The following is a 19,665-nucleotide window of genomic DNA, read 5'->3' as shown; positions in this document are numbered from 1 at the left end:
ACCGCATCGCGAATGAATTCGCTCCCACAGGGGGCGTGTTTCAGCAGATCCTGCATCAAACCGTCTTGGAAATCCGGCTCGCGAGCAGTGCCCAGCCAATCAACAACACCGACAAAATGATCAGTGGCCACGAACGCCAGTGCAGGTACGGCGTCAGGTTGTGCATCGGCGTGACTTCGCCGTACATCACCGCCCGTTCGAACTGCGGCACGGTGGTGGTGATCTTGCCGAACGGGTCGATCAGTGCGCTTTTGCCATTGTTGGTGGCGCGGATCATCCAGCGACCGGCCTCCAGCGCGCGCATCTGCGCCATTTGCAAATGCTGCAGCGGACCGATGGACGTGCCGAACCACGTGTCGTTGCTCACCGTCAGCAGCAGATCGCTCTGGGCGGAAAGGCTGGCTGCGAATTCGGGGTAGACGACCTCGTAACAAATGAACGGCGCGATCTGGTAACCCTTGGCCTGCAACAATGCCTGTTCGGCCGGGCCGCGTGCAAAGTCGGACATCGGCAGGTCGAAGAACGTGATCAGCCCGCGCAGCAGGTCTTGCAATGGCACGTACTCACCGAACGGCACCAGTTTCTGTTTCAGGTAGGTGCCGTCGCCTTCGCCGGTGACGGTGATGGCGTTGTAATAACGGAATTCACCACGCCCGCCTTTCTGCCGCAGCGGCACGCCTGTGATCAGTGCTGAGTCCCGATCTGCAGCAAACTTGCCCATCATCGTCAGGTAGCCCTCGACGGACTCCTTGAGCACCGGCACAGCGGTTTCCGGCCAAACGATCAGGTCGGCTTTTTGGGACGTGAACGTCATGTCGCGGTAAAGGGCCAACTGAGCGTTCAGCGCAGCCGGGTCCCATTTCATGCTTTGTTCGACGTTCCCCTGCATCGCGGCAACTTTCAACGGCGCGCCTGAAGGTTCGGTCCAGGCATGGCTTTTCAGCGCCAGACCCACCACCCAAGGCGCCAGCAGCAGAGCGATGCCAGCAGCGAAGAAGCTTTTGCGTGCACGCAGTCGAGGCAGGTTGCACAGCAGGGCAGCGGTCAGCGCGAGGCTGAACGAAATCAGCCACATGCCCCCCAATGGCGCCAGACCTTTCAGCGGGCCATCGAGCTGGCTGTAACCGGAGTAAAGCCAAGGAAAGCCTGTGAGGAACCAGCCGCGAAACATTTCCTGACCGAACCACAGCGCAGCGAACGCCAGCGCATCGGCCAAAGGCGCTTCGTTGCGGCGAATCCAGCGAGCCCAGAGCCAGGCGGGCAGGGCGAAGAAGAAGGCGACAGAAGCGCAGAACAGCACCATCAGGAACCCGGCAAGCCAGACCGGCGCTTCGCCGTACGTATGAATGCTGACGTAGATCCAGCTGGTGCCGCCGCCAAACAGGCCAAACCCGTACGACCAGCCCCGCCACAACGCTTGGCGAGGTGTCAGGTCGCGCAACCCGAGGTAGAAAACCACCAGCGCGACAATCGCCAGCGGCCAGATATCGAACGGCGCCAGGGCCAGGGTGACAAGTGCGCCAGCAGCCACGGCCAGCAGGTTACCGGGCCAGCCGGGGCGGGTGATCCAGCGCATTTACATTCCTTATGACAAACGGATACGACGTTACGAGCGCGAAATCGGACTCAGGCGCAGCAGGTGAATCCGGCGGCTGTCCGCATTCAGGATGCGGAAACGATACGCGCCGATTTCGGTGATTTCATTACGCTTTGGCAGGTGCCCGAACGCGTTCATCACCAGACCGCCGACCGTGTCGAATTCATCGTCAGAGAACTCGCTGTCGAAAAACTCGTTAAAGCTGTCGATGGGAGTGAGCGCCTTGACCAGGAAGTCGCCGCTGGGCAGCGGTTTGATGTAGCTGTCTTCCTCGACGTCGTGCTCGTCTTCGATGTCGCCGACGATCTGTTCCAGCACGTCTTCGATGGTCACCAGACCCGCCACGCCGCCGTATTCGTCGATGACGATGGCCATGTGGTTGTGGTTGGCGCGGAATTCACGCAGCAGCACGTTGAGGCGCTTGGATTCCGGCACGAAGGTCGCCGGACGCAGCAGGCTCTTGATGTCGCCGACGTCGCCGTTTTCCTTGAGGATCAAGGGCAGCAGGTCTTTCGCCAGCAATACGCCGAGGACGTCGTCGTGGCTTTCGCCAATCACCGGGTAGCGAGAGTGGGCGGAATCGATCACTGCCGGGAGCAGCTCGCGAAGGCTCTGGCTGGCCTTGATGCTGACCATCTGAGAGCGCGGGACCATGATGTCCCGGACCTGGAGGTCAGCCACCTGAATGGCGCCTTCGGCGATGGCCAGCGCTTCGCTGTCCAGCAATTTGTTCTGATGGGCTTCGCGCAGCAGCTCTAACAGCTCCTGGCGGTTCTTCGGCTCATGGGCAAATGCCTGGGTCAGTTTGCCCAACCATGACTTTTGCCCGTTGCTCGATCGGTCTTCGCTCATAGCCCTTACTCGTGGTCCTTGCCTGGTGTTTCTGTAGGTGGTGTGTCGACGATTTCGTCGTCGGCGTAGGGATCGGGATAGCCCAACTCTGCAAGCAACTCCCGTTCCAGTGCTTCCATTTCTTCGGCTTCGTCATCGTCGATGTGATCGTAGCCCAACAAATGCAGACAACCATGAATGGTGAGGTGCGCCCAGTGTGCGTCCAGCGCCTTGCCCTGTTCGGCAGCCTCGCGCGTCACGACCGGCACGCAGATCACCAGGTCACCCAGCAATGGAATGTCGAGGAGTTCGTCAGGCACGTCCGCAGGAAAGGACAGCACGTTGGTGGCGTAGTCTTTGTGACGCCAGGTATGGTTCAGTTCCCGCCCTTCAGCCTCGTCGACCAGGCGAATGGTCATTTCCGAGTCGGCGACGCGCTGGCGCAGGCCCATCTCACACCAAAGGCGGAACTGGGCTTCGCTGGGGGCGCTGGCTTCACTCGCGACTTGCAGATCCAGCTCAAGCATCGCGGCGGTATTCCCGAGGGGCATTTTGCTCGTTGCGCTCTTCGAAGCGCTCGTAGGCTTCGACGATGCGCTGCACCAATGGATGGCGCACGACGTCCTTGGGCTTGAAGTGGGTGAAGCTGATGCCCGGCACGTCCTTGAGCACTTCAATGACGTGATTCAGCCCGGATTTCGTGCCTTTCGGCAGGTCGATCTGGGTGATGTCACCGGTGATCACGGCGGTGGAGCCAAAGCCAATACGGGTCAGGAACATCTTCATCTGCTCGACGGTGGTGTTCTGACTCTCGTCGAGAATGATGAAGCTGTTATTAAGGGTGCGTCCGCGCATGTAGGCCAGCGGTGCAACTTCGATCACTTGCTTTTCGATCAGCTTGGCCACGTACTCAAAGCCCAGCATCTCGTAAAGCGCGTCGTAGAGCGGTCGCAGGTACGGGTCGATCTTCTGCGCCAGATCGCCGGGCAGGAAACCGAGCTTTTCGCCTGCTTCAACCGCCGGACGCACCAGCAGGATGCGGCGAATCTGCTCACGTTCCAACGCGTCGACGGCCGCAGCCACGGCAAGGTAGGTCTTGCCGGTACCGGCCGGGCCGATGCCGAAGTTGATGTCGTTGGCGAGGATTTCCTTCACGTACCGCTGCTGATTCAAGCCGCGTGGGCGAATCATGCCTTTCTTGGTACGCAGGGCTACGCCGACTTCTGCAGCAGGGTGGTTGTCCAGCTCTTCGACGCCGGATTCCTGCAGGAACAGATGAACCATGTCCGGGGACAGCTCGGTACTTTTGGTTTCCCGATACAGTCGGCGTAACAGGTTTTCTGCCGAAGTGGTCTGTTTGCGCTCGCCGATCATCTCGAACTGGCCTCCGCGATTGCGGATTTCGATGTCCAGGCGCTGTTCGATCAGGCGCAAGTGCTCGTCGAATTGCCCGCACAGATTGGCGAAGCGGTGGGCCTCGATAGGTTCGAGGCTGAAACGATGTGGTTCGATAGGTGCGTTCAAAGTGGTTTTTAGCCGCCCGACGGCAATAAAGGTGAAATGAAGGATAACCCCTGTGGGCAGTGTCCGAAAGGGCTCACTTACTAATGGTTGAGTCGGCAGCCGCCATAACCTCGGTAGGAGTGAGCTTGCTCGCGATTGCCGGCTGTCAGACACGGGCATGGTGGCTGAAGAAACGCAATCGCGAGCAAGCTCACTCCTACAGGGTTCGTGCGTCGGTTCTGTAGCAGTCCGGCTTGCCGGCGGTGGCGGATTCAAAATCGTCACCGCCGGCAAGCCGGGCTGCTACGGAAGGGTTCGATGCAGCGTTAGATGAGGGCGTCTGGCCTTACTGCAACAACGACCCCCGCAGCGAGTGCGGTTGCGCGCTGTCGATGTAGACGTCGGCGAATTGCCCGATCAGCTTGGGGTTGTCGCAGCGGAAGTTGACGATGCGGTTGTTCTCGGTGCGCCCTTGCAGTTCGCCGGGGTCTTTCTTCGAATAGTCGGTGACCAGAATGCGCTGGACAGTGCCCGCCATTTTGCGGCTGATCTCGAAGCCCTGACGGTTGATCAGGTCCTGCAACTGCTTGAGGCGCTCTTTCTTGGTTTCTTCCGAGGTGTCATCGGCCAGATCCGCTGCCGGGGTGCCAGGGCGCGAGCTGTAGACGAACGAGTAGGAGAAGTCCATGCCGACGTCTTCTACCAGCTTCATGGTCTGCAAATGATCTTTTTCGGTCTCGCCGGGAAAGCCGACGATGAAGTCCGAGCTGATGCAGATGTCCGGCACCGCTGCACGCAGCTTGCGCAAACGGGATTTGTACTCAAGCACGGTGTGGTTGCGCTTCATCGCCGCCAGAATGCGGTCTGAACCCGACTGGACCGGCAAATGCAGATGTTTGACCAGCTCCGGCACGTCGGCGTGGGCCTGAATCAGGCTGTCGGAAAACTCCAGCGGATGCGACGTGGTGTAGCGAATGCGGTCGATGCCGTCGATGGCCGCTACCACGCGGATCAGTTCGGCGAGGTCAGCCACGCGACCGTCGTGGGTCGTGCCGCGATAGCCGTTGACGTTCTGGCCGAGCAGCGTCACTTCACGCACGCCGTTTTCGGCGAGGTGGAAGACCTCGGTGATCACGTCATCGAAGGGCCGACTGACTTCTTCACCCCGCGTGTAAGGCACCACGCAGAACGTGCAGTATTTGCTGCAGCCTTCCATGACCGAGACATAAGCGCTCGGGCCATCGACGCGAGGCTCGGGCAAATGGTCGAATTTTTCGATTTCCGGAAACGACACATCCACCTGCGGCAAGCGGGTGATGCGTGCGGCGTCGATCATGTCCGGCAGGCGGTGCAGGGTCTGGGGGCCGAACACGACATCGACGTACGGTGCCCGATCACGAATCGCCGCACCTTCCTGACTGGCGACGCAACCACCGACGGCGATCACCATCTCCGGGTTGGCAAGCTTCAGCTCGCGCCAGCGGCCAAGCTGGGAGTAGACGCGGTCCTGCGCCCGCTCGCGGATGGAGCAAGTGTTGAGCAGGATGACGTCGGCGTCTTCCGCGCGGGCGGTGACTTCCAGCGCTTGATGTTCGCCCAGCAGATCGACCATGCGCGAGCTGTCGTACTCGTTCATCTGGCAGCCGTGGGTTTCGATATAAAGCTTCTTGGCCATGCGGGTTCGGATTCATCAGGTGATTCGAAGAACCGCGCATTATAGGGACCCTGGCCTCGGGTTCCTAGCGTTGCCTAACCAGCGGCATGCTATAGTTCGCGCCCTTTTCAAAACACCGATCATTGCCTGCCTGTTATGACCAAACGCGAAGCTCCAATCTATAAGGTGATTTTTCTCAACCAGGGCCAGGTGTACGAGATGTACGCCAAGCAGATCTATCAAAGCGATCTGTGGGGGTTTCTTGAGGTTGAGGAATTCGTCTTCGGTGAGCGCACGACCGTGGTGGTAGACCCCAGCGAAGAGAAGTTGAAGCAGCAGTTCGACGGAGTGGTACGCAGCTTCGTGCCGATGCATTCGATCGTGCGTATCGATGAAGTCGAGCGGATGGGCACGGCGAAGATCAGTGAGGCGCGTCAGACTGGCAATGTCATGCCGTTCCCAATGCCGATGCCGGACAAATAAGGTCCGGCGACTCGATCAGGGTTTGCTGGTATCCGGGAAGGGCGCGAATGGCGTGCGCCCTTCGGCGGTTTGCAGCTCCAGAAGATACTTGCGGAAGATTTGCCCCAGCACTTGAGTCGCGACTTCCAGATCTTCCTTTTTCATTTGCCCCGAAACTTCGTCGGCCTGGTCGAGCGCATCTTCCGAGCCGTTGACCGCCGCCATCTTCAGGACGATATAAGCCTGAATGTTATTGGCTTGCACACCCTCACCACGGAAGAACATCAGGCCCAATTGATACTGCGCCTGCGCATGGCCCTGCAATGAGGCCTGTTCGAAGTAGTTGAGTGCCTGAGTGAGGTCGCGCGGCGTGTTCTTGCCGTCGTAATAGAACTGTCCCAACTCGTATTGCGCCTGCGCATCCCCGCCTTTGGCCGCCTGCTGACACGCCGACAAGGCGGCTGGCAGGTTGTCTGGCTGGGTATTCAGGGTGCAGCGACCCACCGCTGGTATTAACAACGAGTTGCCACCTGCATTCGCCAGCAGGGGATGAAGAAGCAACAGGCAGCCCAATGCAAGGGTGCGGCCGGTGCGATTCATGGAAGTCGACTTACCTCTGAAAAAGGTGCGGGCATGCCCGTCCAGCTAAACGTGCTGGCTGCGCATTATGAAATAAGCGGGGCCTACCTTACAAAGTCTTTACTGATTTTCTGCTGCACGGGCTTGATTCGCCTGTATTCAGGGGGCTCGAAGCGCCGCATACAACTAACGTTTAAACAAAATAGCCGAATAACACCGTCAATCAACCGTGGGAGCGGGCAAGCGCGCTCCCACAGGATGTCGTGTTACTTCAACTGCGCGAAGGCTTTTTCGGCTGCGTCGAGAGTCAGTTGCAGCTCCGCGTCGCCGTGGGCAATGGAGGTGAAGCCGGCTTCGAAGGCGCTCGGCGCCAGATACACGCCGCCTTCCAGCATCAGGTGGAAGAAGCGCTTGAAGCGGTCGGCGTCGCTGCTCATCACGTCCTGGAAGGTAACGATCTCTTTCACGTCGGTGAAATACAGGCCGAACATACCGCCCGCCTGAGTCGTCACGAACGGGATGCCCGCTGCGTCGGCACGCTGTTGCAGGCCTTCGAGGAGGCGCGTGGTGAACGCGCTCAGTTCATCGTGGAAGCCTGGGCGGCTGATCAGGCGCAGCGTGGTCAGACCGGCTGCCATGGCCAGCGGGTTGCCCGACAGCGTGCCCGCTTGATACACCGGACCCAGCGGCGCGATGTGGGACATGATCTCGCGCTTGCCGCCGAAGCAGCCCACCGGCATGCCGCCGCCAATGATCTTGCCGAAAGTGCTCAGATCAGGCTTCACGCCGTAATAAGCCTGAGCGCCGCCGAGGGCAACGCGGAAACCGGTCATCACTTCGTCGAAAATCAGCACCACGCCGTGCTTGTCGCACTCTTCACGCAAACCTTGCAGGAAACCCGGCGCTGGCGGCACGCAGTTCATGTTGCCTGCGACCGGCTCGACGATGATGCACGCCACTTCCTGGCCGACGTCCGCGAGCATTGCCTTGACCGCCTCGATGTCGTTGAACGGCAGGGTCAGTGTGTGTTTGGCGAACGCCGCCGGAACGCCCGGCGAGCTCGGCACGCCCAGGGTCAGCGCGCCGGAACCTGCCTTGACCAGCAAGCTGTCGGAGTGGCCGTGGTAGCAGCCTTCGAACTTGATGATGCTGTCGCGACCGGTGTAACCACGGGCCAGGCGAATCGCGCTCATGGTCGCTTCGGTGCCGGAGCTGACCATGCGCACCATTTCCATCGACGGCACGATCGAGCAGACCAGGTCCGCCATCTCGGTTTCCATCGCGGTCGGCGCGCCGTAAGACAGGCCGTGCTCCAGCTGCTTGCGCACGGCGTCCAGCACGTCCGGGTGGCTGTGGCCCAGAATCATCGGCCCCCACGAACCCACGTAATCCACATAGCGCTTGTCGTCTTCGTCGGTAACATAGGCGCCCGCCGCGTGTTTGAAGAACAGCGGGGTGCCGCCGACGCTCTTGAACGCACGAACCGGCGAATTGACGCCGCCGGGGATGTGTTTCTGGGCGTTGGCGAACAGGGTTTCAGAACGGGACATGATGAAGGTCTCTGCTTGAATCGAATGGGGGGACGTCGGCCCGACGCGTGATCAGGCCGATTTGAACAGGTCGTTGAAGGCGCGGGCGCGACGGGTCACTTCCTGTGTGGTCTCGGCGCCGAACAAACCCTGCACCACGGCCAGCAGGTCGGCGCCATGAGCCACCAGCGGGGCCGCGTTTTCCAGCGTGACGCCGCCGATAACGGCGATCGGCAGCGAGATACGCTTGCGCGCCTCAGCCAGCATTTCGACGCTGCATGCAGGTGCGCCGGGCTTGGTGTTGGAGTTGAAGAAACGCCCGAACGCCACATAGGTCGCGCCGTCGGCCTTGGCTTTTTCTGCCAGTTCGAGCTGGGCGTGGCAGGTGGCGCCGACGATGGCCTTGTGACCGAGCAGGGCGCGGGCGTCGGGCAGCGAGCCGTCAGTCTGGCCAAGGTGCACGCCAACGCCGAGGCGTGCAGCCACCTCGGCGTCGTCATTGATGATCAGGCGGGTCTTGTAGCGCTCGCACAATTTCAGCAGTTCCGAGGCCTCACGCAGACGGCGGGTCTCGTCACCGGATTTGTCACGGTATTGCAGCAGGGTCACGCCGCCATCAAGGGCAGCCTCGACGTAGGACAGGAATTTGCCGGCCAACAGTTGGCTGTCGGTAACGGCATACAGGCCACGCAGTTTCATCGGGGGTGCCTCTTGTTCGTGGCGTTACGAGCAGAAATCCAGCGGCAAACGACGAGGAACGAACTGGCCTTTGCCCAGTTGCTCAGCGTCGCGCAACGTGCGCCAAGTGTAGTCCAGGGCGGTTTGCACAGCGCTGATCACGTCTTGCCCGAGGGCCAGTCGACCGGCCAAGGCGCTCGCCAGCGTGCAGCCCGAACCGTGATAGCTGCCGGGTAGGCGCTGACAGGTAAAGGTGCGCGATTCGCCGTTGCGAATGTACAGCCGGTTATGGACTTCGTGCTCGTCGCCATGGCCGCCGGTGATCAACAAATGTTCGCAGAACGGCAACAGCTTCTCGGCGCACTCGTCGGCGGTGCCTTCCGGCAGCTCCGCCAGAATGCGCGCTTCGGGCAGGTTTGGCGTGGCAATGGTGGCCAGCGGCAGCAACCGCTCGCGCATCGCATAGCCGACTTCATCCTTGCCCAGTCGCCCGCCGCCACCGGCGCGCAGCACCGGGTCGCAGACCAGAGGCAGGTGCGGATTCGCTTGCAGCAGTTCGACGACGGTGTCGACCATCTCCAACGAGCCGAGCATGCCCAGCTTCACCGCCGCGACCTGCGAATCGTTGAGCACGGCATTGGCCTGAGCCAGCACCCACTCGCGATCCAGCACGCGGAAATCGGTAACGTTGACGGTGTCCTGCACGGTCAGCGCGGTGACCGCAGGGGCGGCATGACAACCCTGAGCGAGCAGGGCTTCAATATCTGCCTGCAAACCGGCGCCGCCACTGGGGTCGTGGCCGGAGAGACAGAGGACAACGGGGCGGGAGCTATAGATATTCATGGTGCGCGAGCTTACCACTAAAGCTTTTGCCGGGCCGCTGGTCGGCGGCAGATTTTTCTCCGGCAGCCCTGTACGGCCACAGGGGCAGCCCTTTCCTGCTGAATGACGATAATAATCCTAAAGAAAGTCACGAAAGTCTGACGTGTGACGATACAGATGGTATCACCCAGCTATCAGTGGCTATGCTGTCGGCTGTAAGTCTCATTTTTGTCTGAAGAGTAAATGCAAGTGCGTTGCCCGTTGCCTCCCTTTATTGCCTCAAACCTAGCGTCGTTTCCTACAGTCTGGGCGAACAGCATGGCCGCCCCCATGAATGTCGGCGGTGTTGTATGCGCGTTCTGCTGACGTTGTTGTTGATCCTGTTGCCTACGTTGGCCAGCGCGTTGGAGTTCGACGAAACCACGCGCACCTTGTCGCTGGGCCGCGCGACTCAGGTGTTCGAGGACCCGAGCGGTTCGGCGACGATTGAACAGGTAGCCTCGCCCGAAGGCCAGGCGCAGTTTCACGCGCTGGATGCCGGTGCGCTGAACGCCGGTTACTCCGAGTCCGCCTTCTGGTTAAAGGTGCAATTGACCTACAGGCCCGCGAACCCGGTGGCCTCGGCCGACTGGTTGCTCGAACTCGCCTACCCACCCATGGACCACGTCGATCTGTACATGGCCAGCGAGACCGCCGAGCCGAGCCTGACGTGGCGAACCGGCGACATGCTGCCATTCCAGAGCCGTCAGATAAAACAGAACAACTACCTGTTCGACCTGAACCTGAAGGCCAACGAGACCAAGACCGTCTACGTTCGCGTCGCCAGCCATGGCTCCGTTCAGGCGCCGCTCAATCTGTGGGCCAGTCACGCCTACATCGAAGATCAGCCGTCGCGGCTGTATATCCTCGGCATGATCTACGGCGTGTTGTTGGTGATGCTGGTCTACAACCTGTTCATTTACGTGAGCGTGCGCGACACCAGCTACCTCTATTACATCCTCTACATCAGCTGTTTCGGGCTGTATCAGGTGTCGGTCAACGGTGCCGGTATCGAATACCTGTGGCCGGACAACCCGTGGTGGGCCAACGTCTCCACGACGTTTCTGATTGCGGCGGCGATCCTGTTCGCCAGCCAATTTGCGCGTAAGTTCCTGCAAACGCCGGGGCTGGGGCGTTGGCTCGATTCCCCGCTCGTGCTGATGATGCTGTGCGCCGCCGTCATCATGATTCTGTCGTTGACCATGGATTACGGCATCGCACTGAGGCTGGTGACCGGGCTGGTTCTGTTGTTTACCCCGGTCATTCTGCTGATCGGCATCGTCGCCTGGCTGAAGGGGCGTCGGGTTGCCCGTTATTTCATCTTCGCCTGGTCGGCATTTCTGTTGGGCGGGGTGATCAACGCGACCATGTTGTTGGGGCACTTGCCGAACAATTTCTGGACCATGTACGCCAGCCAGATCGGCTCTGTCGTGGAAGTCGCACTGCTGTCGCTGGCGCTGGCGGACCGCATCAACACCATGCGCGACCGGCAGACCCAGATCATGGCGCAGTCGAGCAAGGAGCTGGAAACACTCAACCAGCAACTGGCGGTCAGCAACCGGCTCAAGGACGAGTTTCTTGCCACCCTGACCCACGAACTGCGCACCCCAATGAATGGCGTGATCGGTTCCCTGGAGCTGATGCAGATGGAGGTCTGCGATGAGGAAATCGCGCTGTACCGCCAGACTGCTGCGGATTCCGCGCAGAACATGATGGGCATCGTCAACGGCATCCTCACCCTGACCGAGCTGCAAGCGGGGCGTATCGGCGTTCAGCGCGAAGCATTCAGCCTGCGGCATTTACTGTTTCAAGTGCGCAGTACGTTCGAACCTTTGGCTCGGAACAAGGCGCTGTCCCTGAGTGTCGAGTTGGACGAAACCTTGCCGGACAGCTTGCTAGGGGACTCGCTGAAACTGCGTCAATGCCTGGATTGCCTGCTGGACAACGCCATCAAGTTCACCAAAAGCGGTGCGATCAGACTGTGCGTGAGTGGACATGCTCACGACCAGCAGGTGCGTTTGCTGCTGGACGTGATCGACACCGGTATAGGCTTCGTGAGGCTGGACGAAGACACGCTGTACGCCAACTTCTATCAGGTCGACGGCTCCATGACCCGCGAGTACGGCGGCCTCGGGATCGGTCTGGCGATCTGCCGCAAGCTGATCGAGCTGCAGGGCGGGCGCTTGAGTCACCAGTCCGAACCGGGCGTTGGCAGCCAGTTCCGGTTGAGCGTGGACGTTGAGCGAGCGACGTTGTCGGTCACGTAGGTGACAACCCCGCCGTGATTTAGTCGGCTATGGCACTTTTTTCGGCTTCTCGTGCGTGATTCACTGGCTCACATCTGCGCCATTACCGTGCACCGATCAGAACCGGAGGCCGCCATGAACCTGCATCAGTTCGCCGAAACACACGACGTCACCAACCAGCCGCCCTCGCTGGACGGGGCGAACCTTTACCGCATTGACCTGCCGTTGCAGGAGTGGTCCAGACGCTACGGCGCGGGCTGGGCGGAATCGAAGATTGACGCTTACGGTGCGCTGGCAGGCGGTCCGCTGATGGAGGCGGGTTTTCTCGCCAATCAGAACAAGCCCGAGTTCGCCAGCCATGACCGCTACGGCCATCGCATCGACCTGGTGGAATTTCACCCCGCCTATCACCAACTGATGCAAACGGCGGTCGAGCAGGGCATTCCCTCGTTGCCCTGGACCGATCCCCGGGAAGGCGCCCACGTCGCCCGCGCGTCCATGAGCTACCTGCACAGCCAGGCGGAAGCGGGGAGTGGTTGCCCGCTGACCATGACCTTCGCCAGCGTTCCCGCCTTGCGCTTGCAACCGGATCTGGCCGACATCTGGCTGCCAAAAATCCTCGCCACCCAGTACGACCCGCGCAACGTCGGCATCGCTCACAAAGCGGGAGTGACCATTGGCATGGCGATGACCGAGAAACAGGGCGGGACCGACGTGCGCGCCAACACCACTCGCGCCTATCCCGTCGGCCAGCCCGGCCCCGGTCAGGCGTATGAGCTGGTCGGCCACAAGTGGTTCTGCTCGGCACCGATGTGCGATGCCTTTCTCACGCTGGCGCAGACCGACAAAGGCCTGACCTGTTTCCTGCTGCCGCGCCATCGTCCGGACGACACCCGCAACGAGTTCTACATACAGCGCCTGAAGAACAAACTCGGCAACTGGTCGAATGCGTCCAGCGAAGTCGAATTCCGGGGCGCGCTGGCGTGGATGGTGGGCGAGGAGGGGCGCGGTGTGCCGACCATCATCGAAATGGTCGCCATGACCCGCTTCGATTGCATGACCGGTTCCAGCGCGTTGATGCGTCAGGCACTCACTCAGGCAGCCCATCATTGCGCGCACCGGGCCGTCAGCGGGCGAGTGTTGAGCGAGCAGCCGCTGATGCAGAACGTGCTGGCCGATCTGGCGCTGGAAAGCGAAGCGGCGCTGGCGCTGACCCTGCGCATGGGCCGCTCGCTGGAGCGGCTGGACGACTCCCACGAAGCACGTTTCGCAAGGCTGGTCACGGCGGTGGGCAAGTATTGGATCTGCAAACGCGCTCCGGCCATGATCAACGAAGCCGCCGAATGCATGGGTGGCGCGGGCTACGTCGAGGACACCATCCTGCCTCGTCTTTACAGAGAAGCGCCGGTCAATTCGACGTGGGAAGGCTCGGGAAACGTGCAGTGCCTGGACGTGCTGCGTGCCTTGTCGAAGGAGCCGGGTGTGCTCGACGCGTTGTTCGATGAACTGGGGGATGGCCATGGCGACGCTCGACTGGCCGCGCACATCGACCGATTGAAAACCGCATTCAAGGACACCGCCGACATCCAATACCGTGCCCGTCAACTGACCGAAGACATCGCCGTCGGTTTACAGGCCAAGCTGCTGCTGGAGGCGGGGAACTCGGTGGTCAGCGACGGGTTTATCGCCGGGCGTTTGCAGCATCCGGGACGCGTCTATGGCGCGCTGTCCCGTGGGGTGGATGTGGAAGCGCTGGTGGCGCGTTCAACCCCGCCGATTGGCTGACCAACATCTCATACGTGCCGCTGATCTACTGTAGGAGCGAATTCATTCGCGATGCGGTGGCACAGCCGATACAACTGCATCGCCAGCACCGACGTATCGCGAATGAATTCGCTCCCACAGGGGAATACCGCCTCCCGTTGGTGTTTCATCAACGCCGTTCGTGCCTTCCCCCGCCGTTGCAGGCAAGATGGAGCCTTGCAAGATCAGAAGGATGCGCATCGTGACTGAAGCTTTCATTGTCGTAAAAACTGCCGAGCAAGCTGTGGACCGGCTTGCCGAGCTGCACGGACGTGCGACCACTGCGTTGAGCCAGGCGCTCAAGCGTTACCTCAAAGACCGCGTTGAACCGGACGCCGACGAGCGTCTGCAGTTCCGCTACCCCGAATTGCGTCTGACCTACCACTGCCACGGCGAAGTGCCGCTGACCACCCGCGCATACGCCAAGGTCCAGCTGCCGGGCACCTACAGCGTCACCGTCACTCACCCGGCGGCGTTTCGCAAATACCTGATCGAACAGCTCACCCCGCTGATGAACGACTTCACCGTCACCGTCGAAGTGGGCGTCAGCGTGCAGAACATTCCGTATCCCTACGTCGTTGAGCAAGGCGATGAGCTGGCAGGCACCGGGGTGACCGCCGCGACCCTGGCTCGCGTGTTCCCGAGCACCGACCTGTCGGCCGCCACTGATGGCATCGCCGACGGTCTCTATGACTGGGCGAACACCGACCCACTGCCGCTGGCGCTGTTCGACGCCGCTCGCGTGGATTTCTCCCTGCGCCGTCTGGTGCATTACACCGGCAGCGACTGGCGCCATGTGCAGCCCTGGATTCTGCTGACCAACTACCACCGCTACGTTGACCAGTTCATCGTCCATGGCCTGGAAAAACTGCGCGACGATCCGCGCTTCGTGAAGATGGTGCTGCCGGGCAACGTCGTCGTCGACAAGAGCATGGACCACGGCGAGGCGCAGGCCATCGTGTCCAGCGTCGTCTGGCACCGCTATCAGATGCCGGCCTATCACCTCATCGCCGAAGACGGCCATGGCGTGACACTGGTCAACATCGGCGTCGGCCCGTCCAACGCGAAAAACATCACTGACCACCTGGCCGTGCTGCGTCCGCATTGCTGGCTGATGATCGGCCACTGCGGCGGCCTGCGTCAGTCGCAGACCATCGGTGACTACGTGTTGGCTCACGCTTACATGCGTCGCGACGGCATTCTCGACCGTGTGCTGCCTCCGAACATCCCGATTCCGGCGCTGGCCGAGGTTCAACTGGCGTTGCAGGAGTCGGCGGCACAAATCACTGGCGAACGTGGCGACGACCTGAAAAAGCGTCTGCGCACCGGCACCGTGCTGACCTACGACGACCGCAACTGGGAACTGCGCTGGGCGCAAGAACGCCCGCTGATCAACCTGTCCCGCGCTGTCGCCGTGGACATGGAAAGCGGCACCATCGCGGCTCAGGGCTATCGTCTTCGGGTCCCGTACGGAACGCTGCTGTGCGTGTCGGATAAACCGCTGCACAGCGAAATCAAACTGCCGGGTTCGGCCAACGCCTTCTATGAGCGCGCTGTGACCCAGCATCTGAAGATCGGCATCGCCGCGCTGGACCTGATGCGCACGCAGCTCAACTCGCTGCACTCGCGCAAACTGCGCAGTTTCGACGAACCGCCGTTCCGTTGAGGCTAGGCGTTTAGCGAAAGGGCCACTAAAGTGGCCCTTTCTGTTTCCGCGCCTTGAGTTGTCATGTCCCGTCATCAACGCCCCGTTTCCCGCCGTCCTGCGCCTGGCCCTTCCAGTGCGCCTCGTCGTGTCGCCAAGGCCCCGCCTGCCGAACCCCGTTTGATTCTGTTCAACAAGCCGTTCGACGTGCTGACTCAGTTCAGCGACGGAGAAGGGCGTGCGACCCTCAAGGACTTCATCGACATCCCCGGTATCTATCCGGCCGGGCGGCTGGACCGCGACAGCGAGGGGCTGTTGCTGCTGACCAACGACGGGCAATTGCAGGCGCGCATCGCCGACCCGAGACACAAACTGGCCAAGACCTATTGGGTGCAAGTCGAGGGCGAACCGAGCGACGAGCAATTGCAAAGGCTGCGTGACGGCGTCGAACTGAACGACGGCCCGACCTTGCCTGCGCAGGCTCGGCAGCTGGACGAGCCTGAACTGTGGCCACGCAACCCGCCCGTGCGGTTTCGCAAAAGCGTGCCGACGAGTTGGCTGGAACTGGTCATCAGAGAGGGGCGTAACCGGCAGGTGCGCCGGATGACGACGGCGGTAGGGTTGCCGACCTTGCGACTGGTGCGGGTGCGGATTGGCGACTGGAGCATTGAAGGGCTGGATCAGGGACAGTGGCGGGAAGTGCCCGCGAAGCTGTAATGCCGATTTTGGCCGTCACGCTGCTGCGATTGACATAACGCCGTCCATTGTAGGATTGAGCTTGCTCGCGATACGGTCTATCAGACACTTTTTGTGTGTCTGGTGAACAGCATCGCGAGCAAGCTCACTCCTACAGGACCTGTGTTCAGCCGACCTATTTATGCTGCTCGATGTACGCAATCACCACGCTCTTGATCACAAACGCCAGCACGCCCAACCCCAGTACACCGAACAAAATGATCGTCCCGAAGCGTCCAGCTTTCGATTTCTTGGCCAGGTCCCAGACGATGAACCCCATGAAACCGATCAGCACGGTCACCAGAATGGTCATCATCCATTCTTCGAACACCTCGGGTTCCATGGTCGTCTCCTTCGAATCGGCAGTGCGGGGTGAATGGAACGGGAATCAGCTTCTCAGGTGCACCAGCGGCAATTCAGTGCTCGCCAGCACCTGATTGAGCACGAAGCTCGAACGCACGCTGGTCACGCCGTCGATACGGGTCAGGTGGCCCAGCAGAAATTTCTGATAGTGGTCCATGTCCGGCACCACGACCTTCAATTGATAGTCGGCGTCGACGCCCGTCACGAGGCTGCACTCCAGCACTTGCGGCAGGCTGCGGATCTGCTGCTCGAAGTGTTCGAAGCGATCCGGGGTGTGACGGTCCATGCCGATCAACACATACGCCGTCAGGCTCAGCCCCAGCTTCTTGCGATCCAGCAGAGCCACCTGACGAACGATGTAGCCGTCGTCTTCCAGCTGTTTGACCCGCCGCGAGCAAGGCGATGGTGACAGACCGATGCGCTCGGCCAGCTCCTGGTTGGAAATGCGCGCGTCACGTTGCAGTTCGGCCAAAATACTCAGGTCATATCTATCGAGCTTGCTCACGACGGGTACCTTTATGAGATCAATTGCGCTGAATTATTCATCCGAAGGGAAAAATTGCGCAAGTGGTGTTTTCGTCAGCAACATTCGCAATCCTGTGTCGCATGCTCAGGCCTATTCTTTTAACCAGAATCACTGCCCGGACACAGCGTCCAGCGCGGCCCGCCGAATCAGGCCAGCCGCGGCCTCCAATCCGACAGGGTTGACCAGGCCACCGGGCTACGCACTGTCCAGAAGATGATGCGAGGTGAGCCGGCGCCAAAAGCGTCGAGCCAGGACGAAGTATTCGAAAGAGGGCTCCCCAAAGGGCCCTCTTTTTTTGTGCACGCTTATAGAGTGCTGCGAACGGCGCACCCATAATGCAGTCCTACCATCAAGTATCCGCGCCGCAGTGAGGAAAGCATGAACATGCGCATCTGGCGTTTGGCAGGTGTCAGTCTTTTGGCCTTGAGCATCAGCGCTCAGGTGTTGGCCGACGATAACAATCAACAACAGCAGCGCAATGAGCAACGCCAGCAACAGCAGCGGGGCTTCGAGCAGCGGCAGCAACAACAGCAGCAACAACAACAGAACCAACAGCGCAGCTTCAATATGGATCAGCAGCGCGAGCAGCAGCAACAACGCCAACAGCAACAGCAGCAATACCAGCAGCAGCGCCAGCAGGAACAACAGAACCAGCAGCGGCAGATTCAACAGAACCAGCAACAGCGGGCGGATCAGCAACGCCAGCAGCAGGACCGTGAGCGCAACCAGCAGCGTCAGGATCAGGTGCAGGAACAGCAGCGCCAACAACAGCGCCAGCAGGAGCTTCAGCAACAGCAACAGCAACAGCAACGTCAGCAGCAGCAACAGTTGCAGCAGCGTCAGTTGCAAGACCGCCAGGGCAATCTACCGATTCAGAGTCGCCCGGACACCGTGGTGCAGACTCAGCAGCCGCGTCAGGGTTTCTACCGTGATCAACCTCGGGACAACAATCCGTGGCGCGGCGGCGATAACCGTCCCGGCAACAACGGTCGTCCCGGTGGGCACGGCGATGGATGGGGCGGCGGGCCGCATTATCGTCCTGGCTATGAGATAGACCGGATGCCGGGCGGTTACTCCCGCGTGCCGTATCACGGCAGCGACTATTTCTACTCAGGCGGCTATTGGTATCGCCCGCAAGGTCCGCGTTATGTGGTTGTTGCGCCACCGCGAGGCGTGCGCGTGCGGTATCTGCCGGATTACGCCCAGCAAGTCTGGCTTGGCAGCGCGCTGTTTTTCGTCGCGGCGGGCACCTATTACACCTACGAGCAGAGCTCTCAGGAATACGTCGTCGCCGAACCGCCGCAGGGCGTGGAGCCGGTCTATTCGCCTGAACAGCAGGTGCAGCAACAGCAACCTGCCGATCCGTACGATGTGGTGGCCTACCCTGCGAATGGTCAGTCGCAACAGCAGGTCGAGCAGGACCGTTACGACTGTTACCGCTATGCCGTGCAGCAGAGCAACTTCGACCCGGCCGCCGCGACCTACCAGCCAGCGCCAGAGGTGGTCGGGATTTATCGTCAGGCCATGGCAGCGTGTTATGCAGGGCGGGGGTATAGCGTTCAGCAGTGAGGGCTGAAGATCGGTGATGCCCTCAGGATGCCTGCTCGGTTGCCCCTGTGGGAGCGAATTCATTCGCGAAGCGGTGGTACATCCGACACCCATGTGTCGCCCATGCCGACGTATCGCGAATGAATTCGCTCCTACAGAGAACACCCTCGGTTCGAGGGGGGTACTGCTTCAATTCATCACCGGGCTGTTCGCCCGATTCACCACTTCCTGCGGGTCGGCGTGCACCAGCACTTCGGCCTTGGGGAATTCGGCGATGATCGCCCGTTCGACCTGCTCGCACAGTTCATGCGCCACCAGCAGCGTCAACGCGCCCGGCAATTCCAAGTGCAGCTGCACAAACCAGTGATTCCCTGAAATCCGGGTGCGCAAATCATGAGCGCCCAATACACCTGGCACGCCTTGCGCCAATTCCAGCATCCGAGCGCTCACGCCCGGTTCAAGCTCGGCGTCCATCAGCACCGACACCGTTTCTCGCGCAATCGAAATCGCGCTCCACAGAATGTAGAACGCGATCGCCAGACCGAAATACGCATCCAGTTGGTCATAGCCGAAATACGCCAGCCCCAACGCGACCATGATGCTGATGTTAAGCAGCAGGTCGGAACGGTAATGCAGCGAGTCGGCACGAATCGCCGCCGACCCGGTTTCCTTCACCACCTTGTGCTGCAACATCAATAGCGCCACGGTGAGCGCGATGGACAGCAGCATGACCAGCATCCCCAGCCCCGGGGCTCCCAGCGCTTGAGGGTGCTGAATGCGCTCGATGGCCTGAAAGCCGATCAGAAACGCACTGACCGCGATGAACAACGATTGCGCCATGCCCGACAAGGCTTCGGCCTTGCCGTGCCCGTAGCGGTGGTCTTCATCTGCCGGCCGCAGCGCGTAATGCACGGCCAGCAGATTGAGGAACGACGCCGCGCCATCGAGCAACGAATCGGTCAAACCAGCGAGCAGACTGACCGACCCGCTCAGCCACCAGGCAATGGCCTTGGCGATGATCAGAATGCTTGCGACGGCCAGCGACGCGCGGGTTGCCAGGCGCAATAACCGGGCGTGTTCAGGGCTGCTGCTCATGGCGCTTCCT

The 19,665-nt window shown here is 60.8% G+C and carries 18 protein-coding genes and 1 pseudogene; 6 read left to right on the top strand and 13 right to left on the bottom strand.

Translation table 11 applies throughout. The features are described from left to right. Positions 1–55 precede the first annotated feature (55 nt). The 5 genes from lnt to miaB form a co-directional block, all read right to left on the bottom strand. Positions 56–1,576 (bottom strand): apolipoprotein N-acyltransferase, encoded by a 1,521-nt coding sequence (gene lnt, locus ACWKWE_RS28270; protein ID WP_401150491.1) that lies wholly within the window; start codon positions 1,574–1,576, stop codon positions 56–58. Positions 1,577–1,606: 30 nt separating this feature from the next. Further along, a complete protein-coding gene (locus ACWKWE_RS28265) occupies positions 1,607–2,449 on the bottom strand; it encodes a CorC family transporter (protein WP_166597491.1) in 843 nt (280 codons plus the stop codon). A gap of 5 nt (positions 2,450–2,454) precedes the next feature. Next, positions 2,455–2,955, bottom strand: coding sequence for an rRNA maturation RNase YbeY (ybeY, locus tag ACWKWE_RS28260; RefSeq protein ID WP_401150603.1), 501 nt, complete (start codon positions 2,953–2,955; stop codon positions 2,455–2,457). Continuing rightward, positions 2,948–3,952: a PhoH family protein gene (locus tag ACWKWE_RS28255; RefSeq protein WP_483852412.1), complete on the bottom strand. Its 1,005-nt coding sequence runs from the start codon at positions 3,950–3,952 to the stop codon at positions 2,948–2,950. Before ACWKWE_RS28255 ends, ybeY begins: the two co-directional genes overlap by 8 nt. Positions 3,953–4,277: 325 nt before the next feature. Beyond that, on the bottom strand, positions 4,278–5,606 hold the full coding sequence (gene miaB, locus ACWKWE_RS28250; protein ID WP_166597494.1) for a tRNA (N6-isopentenyl adenosine(37)-C2)-methylthiotransferase MiaB: 1,329 nt from the start codon (positions 5,604–5,606) through the stop codon (positions 4,278–4,280). Positions 5,607–5,741: 135 nt separating this feature from the next. Between miaB and ACWKWE_RS28245 the strand changes: the two genes are divergently transcribed. Then, entirely contained in the window at positions 5,742–6,068 is a 327-nt protein-coding gene (locus tag ACWKWE_RS28245) for a DUF1820 family protein (protein WP_166597495.1), read from the top strand. A 15-nt stretch (positions 6,069–6,083) separates the two neighbouring features. On the opposite strand, the gene ACWKWE_RS28240 is transcribed toward ACWKWE_RS28245, so the two are convergent. The 4 genes from ACWKWE_RS28240 to ACWKWE_RS28225 form a co-directional block, all read right to left on the bottom strand. Further along, positions 6,084–6,647: a tetratricopeptide repeat protein gene (locus ACWKWE_RS28240; RefSeq protein ID WP_341961764.1), complete on the bottom strand. Its 564-nt coding sequence runs from the start codon at positions 6,645–6,647 to the stop codon at positions 6,084–6,086. Between the two features lie 245 nt (positions 6,648–6,892). After that, entirely contained in the window at positions 6,893–8,176 is a 1,284-nt protein-coding gene (gene hemL, locus ACWKWE_RS28235; RefSeq protein WP_483852411.1) for a glutamate-1-semialdehyde 2,1-aminomutase, read from the bottom strand. 51 nt (positions 8,177–8,227) lie between these two features. Then, a complete protein-coding gene (thiE, locus tag ACWKWE_RS28230; protein ID WP_483852410.1) occupies positions 8,228–8,854 on the bottom strand; it encodes a thiamine phosphate synthase in 627 nt (208 codons plus the stop codon). A gap of 24 nt (positions 8,855–8,878) precedes the next feature. Beyond that, positions 8,879–9,676 carry a hydroxymethylpyrimidine/phosphomethylpyrimidine kinase gene (locus ACWKWE_RS28225; RefSeq protein WP_166597499.1) on the bottom strand — a complete coding sequence of 266 codons (798 nt, stop codon included), beginning with the start codon at positions 9,674–9,676 and terminating at the stop codon, positions 8,879–8,881. 329 nt (positions 9,677–10,005) lie between these two features. Here ACWKWE_RS28225 and ACWKWE_RS28220 point away from each other — a divergent pair. The 4 genes and pseudogenes from ACWKWE_RS28220 to ACWKWE_RS28205 form a co-directional block, all read left to right on the top strand. After that, a pseudogene (locus ACWKWE_RS28220) lies at positions 10,006–11,937 on the top strand (sensor histidine kinase); the annotation flags it as partial. Positions 11,938–12,075: 138 nt separating this feature from the next. Next, positions 12,076–13,725 carry an acyl-CoA dehydrogenase family protein gene (locus ACWKWE_RS28215; protein WP_483852409.1) on the top strand — a complete coding sequence of 550 codons (1,650 nt, stop codon included), beginning with the start codon at positions 12,076–12,078 and terminating at the stop codon, positions 13,723–13,725. Positions 13,726–13,912: 187 nt separating this feature from the next. Beyond that, the gene (gene amn, locus ACWKWE_RS28210) at positions 13,913–15,409 is read left to right on the top strand and encodes an AMP nucleosidase (protein ID WP_178115759.1); all 1,497 of its coding nucleotides are present in this window, start codon (positions 13,913–13,915) and stop codon (positions 15,407–15,409) included. 63 nt (positions 15,410–15,472) lie between these two features. After that, positions 15,473–16,105, top strand: a complete 633-nt coding sequence (locus tag ACWKWE_RS28205; protein WP_483852408.1) for a pseudouridine synthase — start codon at positions 15,473–15,475, stop codon at positions 16,103–16,105. A 154-nt stretch (positions 16,106–16,259) separates the two neighbouring features. Here ACWKWE_RS28205 and ACWKWE_RS28200 read toward each other — a convergent pair whose 3' ends face one another. From ACWKWE_RS28200 to ACWKWE_RS28190, 3 genes are all read right to left on the bottom strand, one after another. Further along, a complete protein-coding gene (locus ACWKWE_RS28200) occupies positions 16,260–16,466 on the bottom strand; it encodes a DUF2788 domain-containing protein (protein WP_166597504.1) in 207 nt (68 codons plus the stop codon). Positions 16,467–16,511: 45 nt separating this feature from the next. Then, positions 16,512–16,991 carry an Lrp/AsnC family transcriptional regulator gene (locus tag ACWKWE_RS28195; RefSeq protein WP_166597505.1) on the bottom strand — a complete coding sequence of 160 codons (480 nt, stop codon included), beginning with the start codon at positions 16,989–16,991 and terminating at the stop codon, positions 16,512–16,514. Between the two features lie 216 nt (positions 16,992–17,207). Next, positions 17,208–17,777, bottom strand: coding sequence for a hypothetical protein (locus tag ACWKWE_RS28190; protein WP_483852407.1), 570 nt, complete (start codon positions 17,775–17,777; stop codon positions 17,208–17,210). Here ACWKWE_RS28190 and ACWKWE_RS28185 point away from each other — a divergent pair. Further along, the gene (locus ACWKWE_RS28185; RefSeq protein WP_483852406.1) at positions 17,757–18,581 is read left to right on the top strand and encodes a DUF6515 family protein; all 825 of its coding nucleotides are present in this window, start codon (positions 17,757–17,759) and stop codon (positions 18,579–18,581) included. The genes ACWKWE_RS28190 and ACWKWE_RS28185 overlap by 21 nt on opposite strands. 168 nt (positions 18,582–18,749) lie before the next feature. Here ACWKWE_RS28185 and ACWKWE_RS28180 read toward each other — a convergent pair whose 3' ends face one another. Beyond that, positions 18,750–19,655 carry a cation diffusion facilitator family transporter gene (locus tag ACWKWE_RS28180; RefSeq protein ID WP_483852405.1) on the bottom strand — a complete coding sequence of 302 codons (906 nt, stop codon included), beginning with the start codon at positions 19,653–19,655 and terminating at the stop codon, positions 18,750–18,752. Between the last annotated feature and the right edge of the window lie 10 nt (positions 19,656–19,665).

The sequence above is a fragment of the Pseudomonas salicis genome (assembly GCF_057128705.1).
The sequence above is the reverse complement of the archived record's forward strand: the minus strand, read 5'-3'. Positions and strand labels throughout refer to the sequence as shown.

What these genes read in the sequence shown, in the direction of transcription:
- hemL (WP_483852411.1), bottom strand. Translation starts at nt 8,176, where the DNA reads ATGTCCCGTTCTGAAACCCTGTTCGCCAACGCCCAGAAACACATCCCC.
- amn (WP_178115759.1), top strand. Translation starts at nt 13,913, where the DNA reads ATGGAGCCTTGCAAGATCAGAAGGATGCGCATCGTGACTGAAGCTTTC.
- miaB (WP_166597494.1), bottom strand. Translation starts at nt 5,606, where the DNA reads ATGGCCAAGAAGCTTTATATCGAAACCCACGGCTGCCAGATGAACGAG.
- ACWKWE_RS28245 (WP_166597495.1), top strand. Translation starts at nt 5,742, where the DNA reads ATGACCAAACGCGAAGCTCCAATCTATAAGGTGATTTTTCTCAACCAG.
- ACWKWE_RS28200 (WP_166597504.1), bottom strand. Translation starts at nt 16,466, where the DNA reads ATGGAACCCGAGGTGTTCGAAGAATGGATGATGACCATTCTGGTGACC.
- ACWKWE_RS28205 (WP_483852408.1), top strand. Translation starts at nt 15,473, where the DNA reads ATGTCCCGTCATCAACGCCCCGTTTCCCGCCGTCCTGCGCCTGGCCCT.
- ybeY (WP_401150603.1), bottom strand. Translation starts at nt 2,955, where the DNA reads ATGCTTGAGCTGGATCTGCAAGTCGCGAGTGAAGCCAGCGCCCCCAGC.
- thiE (WP_483852410.1), bottom strand. Translation starts at nt 8,854, where the DNA reads ATGAAACTGCGTGGCCTGTATGCCGTTACCGACAGCCAACTGTTGGCC.
- ACWKWE_RS28180 (WP_483852405.1), bottom strand. Translation starts at nt 19,655, where the DNA reads ATGAGCAGCAGCCCTGAACACGCCCGGTTATTGCGCCTGGCAACCCGC.
- ACWKWE_RS28240 (WP_341961764.1), bottom strand. Translation starts at nt 6,647, where the DNA reads ATGAATCGCACCGGCCGCACCCTTGCATTGGGCTGCCTGTTGCTTCTT.
- lnt (WP_401150491.1), bottom strand. Translation starts at nt 1,576, where the DNA reads ATGCGCTGGATCACCCGCCCCGGCTGGCCCGGTAACCTGCTGGCCGTG.
- ACWKWE_RS28215 (WP_483852409.1), top strand. Translation starts at nt 12,076, where the DNA reads ATGAACCTGCATCAGTTCGCCGAAACACACGACGTCACCAACCAGCCG.
- ACWKWE_RS28225 (WP_166597499.1), bottom strand. Translation starts at nt 9,676, where the DNA reads ATGAATATCTATAGCTCCCGCCCCGTTGTCCTCTGTCTCTCCGGCCAC.
- ACWKWE_RS28265 (WP_166597491.1), bottom strand. Translation starts at nt 2,449, where the DNA reads ATGAGCGAAGACCGATCGAGCAACGGGCAAAAGTCATGGTTGGGCAAA.